The following is a 13,046-nucleotide window of genomic DNA, read 5'->3' as shown; positions in this document are numbered from 1 at the left end:
AGGTTGTCTGGGAATTTCCTGACTGGCGCAGGTTTTTCCCGCAGGGCTGAAGAGGGGGCTGGACACAGCTGCAGGACGGCTGCCCAACAGCGGGTTTACGCGTGCTAACACAGTAGTCTTGGTACAAACACCCCTACCCGCGGAAAGCGAAACCCTTCATGAGTGCCGACAAGTCAAGCAGCTGGTCCTATGCAGAAGATCTGCCTGCTGAGGATGACGTCTTGTTGCGCGCCAGGGAGCGGTCTTTCGAGCTTGGAGTCACACCCATCAGCCCCGGTGTGGGCGCGGTGCTCACGGTCCTCGCTGCCGCCTCCAAGGCACAGACAGTGGTCGAAGTTGGCTCGGGAGCCGGAGTGTCCGGCGTCTGCCTGCTCCGCGGACTGAGCCCCCAGGCAGTCCTGACCACCATCGACGTTGACGTTGAACACCTCAAAGCGGCCAGGGAAGCGTTCCTGGAATCCGGCAGCCCTGCCAACCGCACCCGTACCATTTCAGGGCGTGCGGCCGACGTCTTGCCGCGATTGACGGACTCGGCCTATGACCTCGTCTTTATCGACGCCGACAAGCCCAACTTCCCCAAGTACGTGGAACAGGCCATCCGCCTCCTCAAGTCCGGCGGCACGCTGGTGATCAACGACGCCCTGGACAAGGACCGGGTGGCCAACCCGGCCGCACGCGATTCCACCACTGTGGTGCTCCGCCAGATCGGCAAGGCAATCCGCGACGACGATCGGCTGGCGTCGGCGATGCTGCCCACCGGTGATGGACTGCTGGTGGCCGTCAAGAGGTAGGGCGCCAGCCTTCCTTAAACCAAAAAGCAGGGCCCCGGCTCAGCCGGGCCCTGCTTGGTAAATCTATCCAGTCACGCCTACGAGGCATTCCTTGAGGTTCTCCGCCTCAGCGGCGTTGAGCTCGACCACAAGCCGTCCCCCGCCTTCGAGCGGCACACGCATGATCAGGCTGCGTCCCTCTTTGGTCACTTCCATCGGGCCGTCGCCAGTACGTGGTTTCATCGCCGCCATTAGGAAAATCCCCTCCATTTGTCCCAAGTCACGCCCAACCCGGCCGGGCTGGATCCGCGTCGCAATTGCAGCCGGCGGCAACGCTTGGGAGGCCGCCTTGGCCGGGCACTTTTAGGTGCTTTATCCTTGCTCTTGGTCCATTATCCCGTACTTAACCGTCCGTAGCGAATCAGCACGCCATTTGTCCGGCCTTTGTACATATTGCCATTCCCGGCAAAGCTGCACGTCAGGGCGGATAGTCGCCTCCCCCGGGCAGCTGGGCCCACGCCCACAGCCATACCACCCAGACAATCTGGAGCAGGATGAACATGGCCACCACGGTTCCCCGGTACGCCTTGGATTTGGACAGCAGGGCTGCACCGAGCGCCAGCGGAAACAGCGGCAGGAGCATACGGAAGGTGCTGGTTTGCGGGTGCAGGAAAACCAGCAGATAGCCCATGTAACAGGCACACCACAGCCGCAACTCCATTCCAATGGCCCGGACCGGCCTGGACATCATCACCAGCACAAACACTCCGGTGAAAACGAAGGGAGCCAGCACTCCCAGCACCGGCCCGAACAACATCCGGCCAGTATCAAACCAGGGCTTGAAGGGAACAAGGTCGTGACCACGCCACGCCGTTTCAGTACGGGTGTAGGCCGCCGGATCCCCTGTCACGGCCCAGGCAATGGCAGGCCATGCCAAGGCCGCAAGACCCGTGGCGAACACGAGGACTGCCAGTGATACCAGGCTGCGCGTCGACGTCGGGTCCGTTGCCTTGCCGGCATGTCCAGCAGTGCCAACCGCCGGCAGCGCCATAGGTGCCTCCCGGAACCGTTGCCACAACCGCCACAGGAACAGCAGCCCCAGCATGGCGGCAAACGGCACGCCGGTGGGCCTGGACAGGCACATCAGGAGCACCACGGGAATGGCCGTAAAGTAGTGGCGCCTGACCACAAGGAGCAGTGACGATGCCAGAAGCAGCAGGTTCAGCGATTCGGCATAGGGGACCTGCAGGATGGGGGAGACAGGGAAAGTGGAAACGAAAATGACGCCCCACATGGCGGTACGCCGGCCCGCGAACTCCCGGAAGAGCAGGTAAATGACCAGCGCCGCACCGAGGCCAGCCAGCATTGCAATGGCCGTGAGGGCGGGCAAAGTCCCCATCCCGGTGATGGCGGACAAGCCCCGGCCCAGGAAGGGAAACAGTGCGTAGAACGCCCAGGCATTCTCCTTGACGACGCCGTTGGCGTCCACGGGAAGCTCTGCAGGATAGCCCTTGTCCGCCGCCTCCTGGTACCAGCGCCCGTCCCAAATGGTGATGAAGTTCCAGTAATCCGGCGCCGGCGGAAACCACGGGTTGATGCCTTGGTGGATGGCTGCGGCCATGAAGATACACGCGCTGACGAGCCTGGCCACCACGAAGAGCAAGGAAACCTGGAGCCACCATGGCCACACCGACATCCGTGCGGCCAGGGCTGAGGCAGAGTTCGAAATCCGTTCCGTGGGCCCTTGCCCGGCCTTGCTCCCGGTCTGTGGACTCACGGCTTGATCCGGCCCGGTTCGCCGTCCTCAAGTCGCGGCTGCGCCTGCGCGCTGAGCCGTTCGATCTCCTGGTCTTTGGCATGCAACTGGTCCCGAAGGTCATCAAGGACCTGGTCAACCTGGTCCATGCGGTATCCCCTCAACCCCAGGGCGAAACGCAGGGAATCGACGTCGGACGGCTTGGCCTTGGACGGCAGCACCACCGGAGGCAGGCCGGCTACGGGGTCGTCAAGGCCAGCGCCGATCGAGCGTCCCCGGACCATCCCGGCTCCGAGGTACAACACAGCGCCGATGAGGACAATCGCGAGAAACACCAGGAAAAAGCTCACAGGTCCATCGTGCCAGAAACGGCCGGCTATTCCGGGCGCTGGTTTCCGTTGGGAGTGGGAGGGAGCGGCGCCCCGTGCAAAACGCGGTGCACGGCGTCCGCGGGGTCATCCACCAGTTGGATCAGGTCAAGGTCCTTTTCGGACACCATTCCCTCCGCTACCAGGGTCTCCCGGATCCACTCGATCATGGGCCCCCAGAACCTGACCCCCAGAAGCACGATGGGGAACGATGTCACCTTGCGGGTCTGGACCAACACCATGGCTTCGAACAGCTCATCGAGAGTCCCGAGGCCGCCGGGCAGGACGACGAAGCCCTGCGCGTACTTGACGAACATGGTTTTACGGGCGAAGAAATACCGGAAGTTGATGCCCAGGTCCACCCACTGGTTGAGTCCTTGCTCGAACGGCAGTTCGATGCCCAGGCCTACGGAGACCCCGTTGCCTTCCACGGCACCTTTGTTGGCCGCTTCCATGGAACCGGGACCTCCACCGGTGATCACTGCGACGCCGGCTTCGGCGAGCTTGCGTCCGACGTCCACGGCCATTTCGTAGTACTCGGTCCCAGGCTTTGTCCGTGCGGAACCGAACACGCTGACGGCCGGGCCCAGGTCAGCGAGCGCTCCGAAGCCCTCCACGAATTCGCTCTGAATCCTCAGGACACGCCAAGGATCAGTGTGGATGAACTGTCCGGCGCCACTCGTATCCAGCAAATGTTGGTCAGACATCCCCGTATCCGCTTGTTTACGGCGAAGCTCCAAGGAGCCCTTGTGCTTGGCCGGCGCGATCTCCGAGGGCAGGGGAACATGACTGGCCCTGACCTGGCCGTTGGCATCCGGGTGGGGTACTGGGTGCTGGCTGATGCTCATTGCCCAAGGCTAGCGCTTACAGCTGCCTGCTCCGTCGCTGCGACCCGGTTCTTGCATTGCAGTCTGGTATATCGCTGTGGGGCAGGTTTCTGTTCAGTCACGATCTTGGGGAAGTTGCCGTGACCGTGGTCATATTTGCTTCTTTGTTCGCTAGATTCGTCGTATGACTACTCAAGCGTCCGGCGATGCCCTCGTCTCCCTGAATGGCGTCAACAAGCATTACGGTCAACTGCACGTCCTCAAGGACATCAACCTTCAAGTCAAGAAGGGTGAGGTGGTAGTGGTAATCGGCCCCTCAGGTTCCGGTAAGTCCACACTCTGCCGTGCCATCAACCGTTTGGAAACCATCGACGACGGTGACATCGCCATCGACGGGAAGAAGCTTCCCGAAGAAGGCAAGGACCTCGCACACCTGCGTGCCGACGTCGGAATGGTCTTCCAGTCCTTCAACCTGTTCGCCCACAAGACGATTCTTGAGAACGTCACGTTGGGTCCCATCAAGGTCAAGGGTGTGGCCAAGGGCACGGCCGACAAGGAAGCCATGGCTCTCCTTGAGCGCGTTGGCGTTGGGCACCAGGCTCCCAAGCTTCCTGCCCAGCTCTCCGGTGGCCAGCAACAGCGTGTTGCCATCGCACGTGCTCTTGCCATGAAGCCTAAGGTCATGTTGTTCGACGAGCCGACGTCCGCGTTGGACCCCGAAATGATCAACGAAGTCCTTGACGTCATGATCCAGTTGGCAAAAGAAGGCATGACCATGATCGTGGTCACCCACGAGATGGGCTTTGCCCGCAAGGCTGCCGATCGTGTGGTGTTCATGGCTGACGGCCAGATTGTGGAAGACGCTACTCCCGAGGAATTCTTCACCAACCCGAAGAGCACCCGAGCCAAGGACTTCCTGTCCAAGCTTTTGACCCACTAGCTCTTGACCGCCCGCACCCAGGCCGTTAGAGACCGCACCCAGGCCGTAAGACGGCCAATCTATGAAAGGAATGTCATGAAGGCTTTCATTACCCGGAGGAAATCACTCCTGGTGGCCGCTTCCGCAGCCCTCGCCCTGTCGCTGAGCGCATGTGGCGGCGGCACCACCACCACTCCCCCGGTTGCTTCGGCGACCTTCGAGGCCGGCACCACCATGGAGAAGCTGAACAAGGCCCAGAAGATCACCATCGGCACCAAGTTTGACCAGCCGCTGTTCGGCCAGAAGGGCCTGGATGGCAAGCCTGTCGGTTTCGACGTCGAAATGGGCAAGGCGATCGCTGCCAAGCTGGGTATTCCCGCTGACAAGATCGAATGGGTAGAGACTGTCTCCCAGAACCGCGAATCGTTCATCGAGCAGGGCCGCGTTGACTTGGTCATCGCCACCTACACCATCAACGATGCCCGGAAGGAAAAGGTTGCCTTCGCCGGACCGTACTACGAAGCGGGCCAGGCACTCCTGGTGAACAAGGACGACACCTCCATCACCAAGCCTGAAGATGTCGCCGGCAAGAAGGTCTGCTCCGTCACGGGCTCCACCCCGGCAAAGACCATCGCCGAAAAGTACAACGCCGAGGTTGTTCCGGCTGCCACGTACACCGCTTGCCTGGAGCCGCTGCGCAACAAGCAGGTTGTTGCAGTAACCACGGACAACGTGATCCTCGCCGGCTACGTGGACAAGGAACCGGATGCCTTCAAGCTCGCTTCGGATGAGACCTTCACCAAGGAGCCTTACGGCATCGGCCTGAAGAAGGACGACACCGTCTTCCGCAACTGGATCAACGACCAGCTCGAGGCATTCCAGAAGGACGGCGACTACAAGAAGGCTTGGGAAGCCACTGCAGGCAAGGTCATCAAGACCACTCCTGAACTTCCTGCGATCAACCGCTACTAGTCGGGATCCGTTGACTGCCGTCGCCCAACCGGACGGCGGCAGTTGACGACTCCAGGACCCTGTTCCCTGATTAGCTGCAGCCAAAGGAAGCCATGGACGCCGTCATAGCAAGCCTCCCCGAATACTGGGACGGATTTCTCCGGACCCTTTATCTTTCCGTCATTTCAGGAATCATTGCCCTCGTTGTCGGCACACTCCTGGCGGCCATGAGGGTCTCCCCCGTGGCTGCACTCCGCGGTTTCAGCATGTTCTATGTTGAAGTCGCGCGTAACACCCCGTTGACCATCATTTTCTTCTTCGCAGCCATCGTTCTCCCCCGGCTGGGCGTCAAGTTCGAGCAATTCGAAGTGGCCGCCATCATCGCGCTGAGCAGCTACACGGCAGCCTTCATCGCCGAAGCAGTCCGTTCCGGTGTCAACAGCGTGCCCGTGGGCCAAGCAGAAGCTGCCCGCAGCATCGGCATGACCTTTACCCAGGTCCTGGGCTTCATTGTCCTTCCCCAGGCCGTCCGTACCGTCGTCCCCCCGTTGATCAACATCCTGATCGCCTTGGTCAAAAACTCTTCGGTGGCCGGCGCGTTCTTCGTCCTCGAGCTTTTCGGTTACGGCCGCCAGCTCTCCAACGACTACGGTGACCAAGTCCTGTGGATCCTGCTCGGGGTGGCCTTCTTCTACCTCCTGATCACGGTGCCCTTGGGTCTTCTGGCGCACTTTGTTGAACGAAAGGTGGCGATTGCCCGATGACCTCGGTCCTGTACGACGTCCCCGGGCCCAAGGCCCGCCTTTACTCGCTCCTGGGATCCGCAGCCGGAATCCTGATCATCCTTGGTGTCCTTGCCATCGCCGTCACGACGCTGGCGCAGCAGGGCATCTTCGATGCAGACCGCTGGGAAATCTTCTACGGTCCCCTGGCCCCGGATGTCTGGAGCCTGATCGGCCAAGGCATCCTCTCGACGCTGGCTGCAGCCGCGGTCGCGGCAATCATCGCCTTCCCTCTGGGCATTGCTCTCTGCCTGCTGAGGATCTCCCTGATCGCCTGGATCCGCATCCCCACCCAGGTGGTCCTTGAGTTCCTCCGCGGCATGCCCGTGGTCCTCATGATGTTGTTTGTCCTGCTGGTCTTCGCCACGGAACAGTTCCAGGCCGTCGTCGTGGGCCTGGTCCTCTACAACGCCGCCATCTTTGCCGAAATCCTCCGCGCGGGCATCCAGTCACTGCCCAAGGGTCAACGCGAAGCCGGACTGGCCATAGGCCTGCGGAGCTTCCAGTCGCGGATGTCCATCGAGTTCCCGCAAGCTGTCCGCCGGATGCTGCCATCGCTGGTCGCCCAGCTGGTGGTCCTGCTCAAGGACACCTCGCTTGGCTACATCGTGGGCTATGAGGAACTGCTGCGGAAGATCCAGATCATGGCCGACTTCCTGGGTCCGGACTTCCTGTTCCCGGCCTTCTTCGTCGGCGCGGCCATCTACATCCTGATCAACCTGACCGTGTCACGGATCGCGATCATGATTGAGCGCCGCGGTTCCAAGAAGGCCGCCGGCGGCGTGGCTCCGCCCAGTCTCCGGACCGGGCTCGTGGTGGGCGGTAACGACCCCATCGCCAAGGATTCCATCGAAGGCCCCAACAAGGCGTAGTCCTGCACCAACTCAAAGAAGGTCCGCAGCCACCAGGCTGCGGACCTTCTTTATGCTGCGGGGAAGCTCCTAAACTACGGCGCCAGCCACGTCCTGAGTGCCCGCAGGCACTCACGGATGGCATCGGCGTCGACGTGTTCGTTGTCCTTATGTGCCAGCAGCGGGTCGCCGGGTCCGAAGTTCACCGCCGGGATTCCCAGCTCGCTGAAACGCGCGACGTCGGTCCAGCCGTATTTGGGCTTGGGCTCGGCACCGACTGCGGCCACGAAGGACGCGGCAGCGGGATGGTTCAGACCGGGCCTGGCGCCGGCAGCAGCGTCGGTACGGACGACGTCGAATCCTTCCAGGAGTTCCCGGACATGGGCCTCGGCCTGGTCCGGCGACTTGTCCGGGGCGAAGCGGTAGTTGATCTCCACCACGCACCGGTCCGGGATGACGTTGCCGGCTGTCCCGCCGTTGATCTTTACTGCGTTCAGGCTCTCGCGGTAATCGAGGCCGTCCACGTTGATGGTCTGCGGCTCGTAGGCGGCGAGCCGCGCCAGAATGGGGGCAGCACCGTGGATGGCATTGATGCCCATCCAGGCGCGGGCTGAGTGCGCCGTTTCGCCGATGGTAGTGGCCTCAAAACGGCTGGTCCCGTTGCATCCACCTTCCACCGTGCCGTGGGTCGGCTCAAGCAGGATGGCGAAGTCGCCCTGCAGCAGGTCACCGTGGTTGCGGACCAACCTGCCCAAGCCGCTCTTCACGGCTTCGACTTCCTCGTGGTCGTAGAAAACGAAGGTGACATCCTTGTCCGGTTCCCGGCCGTCGTCGAACATGGTCGCCGCGAGCGCCAGCTGCACAGCGACGCCACCCTTCATGTCCGTCGTCCCACGGCCGTACAGCACACCTTCGCCCGGAACGCCGGATTCCCACGTGGCTGGAACGGTGCCCAGCGAACCCTCCACGGTGGGCAGGGGCACGGTGTCCAGATGTCCTGCCAGGATGACCCGTTCGGGACGGCCAAGCTCGGTCCGGGCAATGATGGCGTCGCCGTCGCGGACCACCGTATAGGCGGGTATGGCCCGCAAGGCGGACTCGACGGCGTCGGCGAGCTCGGTCTCATTGCCGGACACGCTGTTGAAGTCGATGATCGCGGCGGTCAGCAGGGCAACGTCCTGGCGCAGGTCGAGGAGGGCGGGGGCTGGATTCAGGGTCACCCGTCCAGCCTAATGCCCGCAAATGCGACCTTTATGGCATGAGACGGGTTTTAACCGACCTCCGGGTGCTGGATACACTTGCCCCATGACTGAAACTGCTTCCTCTGCTGTGCCCACCGACGCGCCCGCCAACCTCCGATCAGCCTACGGATTCGGCCTCGCCACCATCGCTACCTCGGCTTCCGGGGAAGCAACCGTGCTGGATGTCTGGTACCCGGCTCCCGCATTGGGCGTTGCCGCCGAGACCCTGCGCGACGTTGAGAACGCCGATCCCGCGCTCACTGCACTGGCCAACGACGGCAAGGACACCGACCGCGGTACGGAACAGAAAGTGGTTTTCGCCCAGATCGACCTCGACGCCGCCCCGGCAGACACCGCCGACGCGTACCTCCGCCTGCACCTCCTCTCGCACCGCCTGGTCAAGCCGAACAGCATCAACCTGGACGGCGTCTTCGGCAAGCTTCCCAACGTGGTGTGGACCAACTTCGGTCCGGCAGCCGTGGACGGCTTCGAACTGACCCGCGCCCGTCTTCGCAAGCGCGGCAACGTTGTGGTTTACGGCGTGGACAAGTTCCCGCGGATGGTTGACTACGTTGTCCCCACCGGTGTGCGCATTGCCGACGCCGACCGCGTCCGCTTGGGTGCACACCTGGCAGAAGGCACCACCGTGATGCACGAGGGCTTCGTGAACTTCAACGCCGGCACCCTGGGCACTTCCATGGTGGAAGGCCGTATCTCTGCCGGCGTCGTGGCCGGTGACGGCACTGATGTTGGCGGTGGAGCGTCCATCATGGGAACGCTCTCCGGTGGCGGCAAGGAAAAGATCGCCCTGGGCGAGCGTGTCCTCCTCGGTGCCAACTCCGGCGTTGGCATCAGCATCGGTGATGACTCCGTGGTGGAGGCCGGGCTGTACGTCACCGCCGGTACCCGCGTCCGCGTTCCGGGTCCCAAGGACGAGAACGGCGAGGACACCAGCAAGATCATCAAGGCCGTGGAGCTCTCCGGGGTCCCCAACCTGCTGTTCCGCCGCAACTCCACCACGGGCGGCGTGGAAGTTCTTCCGCGCAAGGGCCAGACGGTGGAGCTCAACGAGGCCCTTCACGCCAACTAGCAGGAGGACATCCGTGCGCCGGTTCCGCCGCGCCATCGTTGCGGTGCTGGCTTTGGCCCTCGTAGCAGGTGCCATCTACGCGATCGTTGCTGTGCTGCAGCGCTCCGAGACCTTGGTCACGGAGCGCTGCGTCGCCGTCGTCGGCTCTGAAAGCCACGAGCTCGCCACGGACCAGGCAGCGAATGCTTCCCTCATCACCGCCATTTCCGTCCAGCGTGGGCTGCCTCCCCGGGCTGCGAGCATTGCCCTCGCCACAGCCATGCAGGAATCCCGGATGCGGAACATCAACTACGGCGACGACGCCGGTCCCGACTCCCGCGGGCTCTTCCAGCAGCGGCCCTCGCAGGGCTGGGGCACTGAGGCTCAAGTCATGGACCCCGTCTACGCCGCCAATGCGTTCTTTGACGGCTTGGTCAAAGTCCCCGGCTACGAGTCAATGGAGATCACCCAGGCCGCCCAAGCGGTCCAACGATCGGCCTTCCCCCGCGCCTACGCGCAGCACGAAGGCATGGGCAGGGCCTTCGCTTCTGCACTTACAGGACATTCCGAGGCGGCGTTGAACTGCGAACTGCGCATGCCCGAAGCGGCCGGTGACCCTGCCGCCGTCATCGATGAACTCACGACGGCGTTCGGCACCCAAGCGGCCACCGTTCAGGGGCGCTCGGTGCAGCTGGACATCACGGGGACGCAGGCATGGGCCGTCGCCCACTGGGCCGTGGCGAACGCCAAGACGCTGTCCATCACCCAGGTGGATGTAGGCGGCCGGGCCTGGAACCGGGAGAAGCGTGACGGATGGCAAGCCTCGCCGGCACCCTCCGGAGCGGTCACCATCACCGTCTCAGCCCCTGCCACCTGAGTTTTTCTCAGGCGAGGATCTCCACCACCGGCTGGACGTAGCTCCGGAAGACGTCGGGCTCGGCCAACAGCCTGTGGCTCATAATCATCGTGCTGGGTTCCAGATACCACGCACGTGGTTCGTTCAAGGGGAGCTCAATGATGGTCAATTCGAAGTCGCGGGAACTGCGCCCGACTTCCAGCAGCCTGTCTTCCACCATCTCGTTGAGGACCTGGGTCACACCGTTGGCTTCACGGGCAGCTTCGAGGTCGGCGTACTCGTCGATCCTGTCAGTGGCCCATCCCAAAGCCGAGCCGAAGTGGGCCTGTAGGACACGTTGAAGTGCCGGCGAGTTGCCGAAGGCCTTAAAGCTGGGTGGCGCCAGTTCCGAGGCGGGCTTGGGGTAGGACTTCACCAGGCTTTCCCACCAGGCTTCCCACTCGGTCTTGAGGGCGTGGATACCCCCGACGTCGGAGGTCAGGTGGCTGTGGTCGGCATGCCGGACTTTGGGGGCTGCGTGGGACAGGCTGGGTTTGCCGGCACCATCCAGTCCGGCGACGTCCCGCAGGTACAGGGCGATGAGCATCGGCCCGGACGTGTCCATGGTGATGCGCCATCCCGGGCCGCCTGACTCGTGCATCCGAATTCCTCCCTTGGCAGGTTCCCGACATCTCCCAGTCTATTCCCGTTGGGTCTGGACGGTAGGGGCGTGGGGCATTTGCCTTGTGGCGGCACTGGTTGCCGGAGAAGCCCTTTAGTGGGCAGCGGGCATCCCGGCCAGGGATCCCAGATGGGCGGTGAGGACGTCGCTGCACATCTCGGCCGTCATCCATTCGGGCTGCAACAGCGCGTGCATGCACAAGCCGTCCATGGTTGCCAGGAGCCGCTCCGCCTCCGTGACGAGGGTTTGTTGGGCCGCGGCTCCCCCGGGGCTCAGGTGCATGATCAAACGCCCGACGACGGCCGCTACAGTGCGGTGGCTGCGCCCGGCTTCGGCTGCGAGGACGGGCTTGATACGGGCTGCGTGCCTGAACGCCATCCATACGCACGCATCCACCGCGAGTTCCTCGTCCAGAGGCAGGAATTGGCCCAGAAGGTTCAATACTGCAGCTTGCTGTTCCGGACTGCCCGGCGCCTCTTGCTCGACAGCTGCCATTGATGATTCAAGCCGCCCCGCGATCCGGTCAATCACAGCACCAAAGGAAAACACCAGGAGGTCGTCGCTGCTGGCAAAATAGTGCCGGACAGAGCCCACTGCCAGTCCGGCCTCATCCGCTACTTCCCTGAGCGATGCCCGTTCCAAGCCATCGCTGGCAATGATCCGGAACACGGCTTGGACAACTTCCTGGCGCCGGGCTTCGGCATCAACAATTTTGGGCACCAGTAGTTTTTAGCACGAACGTGCTTCAACACCGCTCAACACAGAGCGGCGTGGCTCCAATTTCCGCTAGCGTAGAGACCATGAAAATTCTTGTCACGGGTGGCACCGGCTACATCGGTTCCCACACCGTTTTGTCCCTTCAGGAAGCCGGCCACGACGTCGTCGTGCTTGATAACCTCGTGAACTCCAGCGAAGAATCCCTCCGCCGGGTTTCGGAGCTCACCGGCAAGACCGCCGCGTTCCACAAGGTTGACCTGGTGGATGAGCCCGCAGTTGAGGCCGTGTTCGACCAGCACCAGATCGACGCCGTGATCCACTTCGCTGGCTTGAAGGCAGTAGGAGAGTCCGTCCAGGAGCCCCTCGCCTACTACTACAACAACATCGTTGGCACCCTGAACCTGCTCCGCGCCATGGACAAGCACAATGTGCGCTCCATCGTCTTCAGCTCTTCAGCCACGGTGTACGGCGAGCACAACCCCATTCCGTACATCGAGAAGATGGAAATCGGTGCCAACAACCCGTACGGCCGCACCAAGGAACAGATCGAGGACATCCTCTCGGACCTGGGCAACGCGGACGACCGCTGGCATATCGCACTGCTGCGCTATTTCAACCCTGTGGGCGCACACCCGTCAGGCCGCATCGGCGAGGACCCCCAGGGGATTCCCAACAACCTCGTGCCGTTCATCGCCCAGGTGGCCGTGGGACGCCGCGAGAAGCTCATGGTCTTCGGCGGGGACTATGACACCCCCGACGGCACGGCACAGCGCGACTACATCCACGTGGTGGACCTGGCCGACGGCCACGTAGCAGCCCTGAACTATATCGCTGGGCGCCCGGGCGTCCGGCGCTGGAACCTTGGCTCCGGCCGCGGCTCCTCAGTACTGGAAGTGCTGCGCTCCTTTGAGAAGGCCGTCGGCCAGCCGATTCCGTACGAGATCACTGGCCGCCGTGCCGGCGACCTCCCCGCATTCTGGGCCGACGCTTCCTCCGCCCTGGCCGACCTCGGCTGGTCCACCACCAAGAACGTGGACCAAATGTGCGAGGACCATTGGCGCTGGCAGAAGAACAACCCCTACGGGTACAACGCCGCCGAGCCTGCCGCAGCCGGCAACGCCCAGGCGTCCGGCGCTTAGGCGACCAACCGCTGAGGCGACCAACGCCCCGGTAACCAACGACGGCGGCCGCCCACCTCGCGGGCGGTTTCTAGGAGTCGTTGCAACACCTGTTGGTTAGGTGGTTAGTAGTAAATCACGTAGGCGCTCGGCTGGGGTT

At 62.9% G+C, this 13,046-nt stretch carries 15 protein-coding genes; 8 read left to right on the top strand and 7 right to left on the bottom strand.

Annotation, left to right across the window (positions count from 1 at the left end):
• The first annotated feature begins 158 nt into the window (after positions 1-158).
• Positions 159-791 carry an O-methyltransferase gene (locus WBN73_RS04920; protein WP_026539968.1) on the top strand — a complete coding sequence of 211 codons (633 nt, stop codon included), beginning with the start codon at positions 159-161 and terminating at the stop codon, positions 789-791.
• A 63-nt stretch (positions 792-854) separates the two neighbouring features.
• Here the strand turns inward: WBN73_RS04920 and WBN73_RS04915 are convergent, their stop codons facing one another.
• The 4 genes from WBN73_RS04915 to WBN73_RS04900 form a co-directional block, all read right to left on the bottom strand.
• Positions 855-1,022 (bottom strand): DUF3117 domain-containing protein, encoded by a 168-nt coding sequence (locus WBN73_RS04915; RefSeq protein ID WP_089595685.1) that lies wholly within the window; start codon positions 1,020-1,022, stop codon positions 855-857.
• 226 nt (positions 1,023-1,248) lie between these two features.
• Positions 1,249-2,466, bottom strand: a complete 1,218-nt coding sequence (locus WBN73_RS04910) for a hypothetical protein (RefSeq protein WP_337339805.1) — start codon at positions 2,464-2,466, stop codon at positions 1,249-1,251.
• Between the two features lie 77 nt (positions 2,467-2,543).
• Positions 2,544-2,876 (bottom strand): DivIVA domain-containing protein, encoded by a 333-nt coding sequence (locus WBN73_RS04905; RefSeq protein WP_207594104.1) that lies wholly within the window; start codon positions 2,874-2,876, stop codon positions 2,544-2,546.
• 26 nt (positions 2,877-2,902) lie between these two features.
• Complete coding sequence (locus tag WBN73_RS04900; protein WP_207594105.1) at positions 2,903-3,742, bottom strand: TIGR00730 family Rossman fold protein; 840 nt, start codon at positions 3,740-3,742, stop codon at positions 2,903-2,905.
• A gap of 163 nt (positions 3,743-3,905) precedes the next feature.
• On the opposite strand from WBN73_RS04900, the gene WBN73_RS04895 reads away from it, so the two are divergent.
• From WBN73_RS04895 to WBN73_RS04880, 4 genes are all read left to right on the top strand, one after another.
• A complete protein-coding gene (locus tag WBN73_RS04895; protein WP_026539964.1) occupies positions 3,906-4,661 on the top strand; it encodes an amino acid ABC transporter ATP-binding protein in 756 nt (251 codons plus the stop codon).
• Positions 4,662-4,736: 75 nt separating this feature from the next.
• Positions 4,737-5,612: a glutamate ABC transporter substrate-binding protein gene (locus tag WBN73_RS04890; protein WP_207594106.1), complete on the top strand. Its 876-nt coding sequence runs from the start codon at positions 4,737-4,739 to the stop codon at positions 5,610-5,612.
• A 92-nt stretch (positions 5,613-5,704) separates the two neighbouring features.
• Positions 5,705-6,355 (top strand): amino acid ABC transporter permease, encoded by a 651-nt coding sequence (locus WBN73_RS04885; protein ID WP_280623179.1) that lies wholly within the window; start codon positions 5,705-5,707, stop codon positions 6,353-6,355.
• Positions 6,352-7,245: an amino acid ABC transporter permease gene (locus WBN73_RS04880; RefSeq protein ID WP_337339795.1), complete on the top strand. Its 894-nt coding sequence runs from the start codon at positions 6,352-6,354 to the stop codon at positions 7,243-7,245. The genes WBN73_RS04885 and WBN73_RS04880 overlap by 4 nt, the downstream gene beginning before the upstream one ends.
• A gap of 74 nt (positions 7,246-7,319) precedes the next feature.
• Here the strand turns inward: WBN73_RS04880 and dapE are convergent, their stop codons facing one another.
• Positions 7,320-8,444, bottom strand: coding sequence for a succinyl-diaminopimelate desuccinylase (dapE, locus tag WBN73_RS04875; protein ID WP_207594108.1), 1,125 nt, complete (start codon positions 8,442-8,444; stop codon positions 7,320-7,322).
• An 85-nt stretch (positions 8,445-8,529) separates the two neighbouring features.
• On the opposite strand from dapE, the gene dapD reads away from it, so the two are divergent.
• Positions 8,530-9,555: a 2,3,4,5-tetrahydropyridine-2,6-dicarboxylate N-succinyltransferase gene (gene dapD, locus WBN73_RS04870; protein WP_207594109.1), complete on the top strand. Its 1,026-nt coding sequence runs from the start codon at positions 8,530-8,532 to the stop codon at positions 9,553-9,555.
• 13 nt (positions 9,556-9,568) lie between these two features.
• On the top strand, positions 9,569-10,411 hold the full coding sequence (locus WBN73_RS04865) for a hypothetical protein (protein ID WP_337339796.1): 843 nt from the start codon (positions 9,569-9,571) through the stop codon (positions 10,409-10,411).
• 7 nt (positions 10,412-10,418) lie between these two features.
• Here the strand turns inward: WBN73_RS04865 and WBN73_RS04860 are convergent, their stop codons facing one another.
• Positions 10,419-11,030, bottom strand: coding sequence for a hypothetical protein (locus WBN73_RS04860; protein ID WP_207594111.1), 612 nt, complete (start codon positions 11,028-11,030; stop codon positions 10,419-10,421).
• Between the two features lie 114 nt (positions 11,031-11,144).
• Positions 11,145-11,771, bottom strand: coding sequence for a TetR/AcrR family transcriptional regulator (locus tag WBN73_RS04855; RefSeq protein ID WP_337339797.1), 627 nt, complete (start codon positions 11,769-11,771; stop codon positions 11,145-11,147).
• Between the two features lie 80 nt (positions 11,772-11,851).
• On the opposite strand from WBN73_RS04855, the gene galE reads away from it, so the two are divergent.
• Positions 11,852-12,907 (top strand): UDP-glucose 4-epimerase GalE, encoded by a 1,056-nt coding sequence (gene galE, locus WBN73_RS04850; protein ID WP_207594113.1) that lies wholly within the window; start codon positions 11,852-11,854, stop codon positions 12,905-12,907.
• The last annotated feature ends 139 nt before the right edge of the window (positions 12,908-13,046 follow it).

This window comes from Paenarthrobacter sp. CCNWLY172 (assembly GCF_037402035.1).
Taxonomy (GTDB): Bacteria; Actinomycetota; Actinomycetes; order Actinomycetales; family Micrococcaceae; genus Arthrobacter.
Note: the sequence above shows the minus strand (reverse complement) of the source record. Positions and strands in the feature narration are given on the sequence as shown.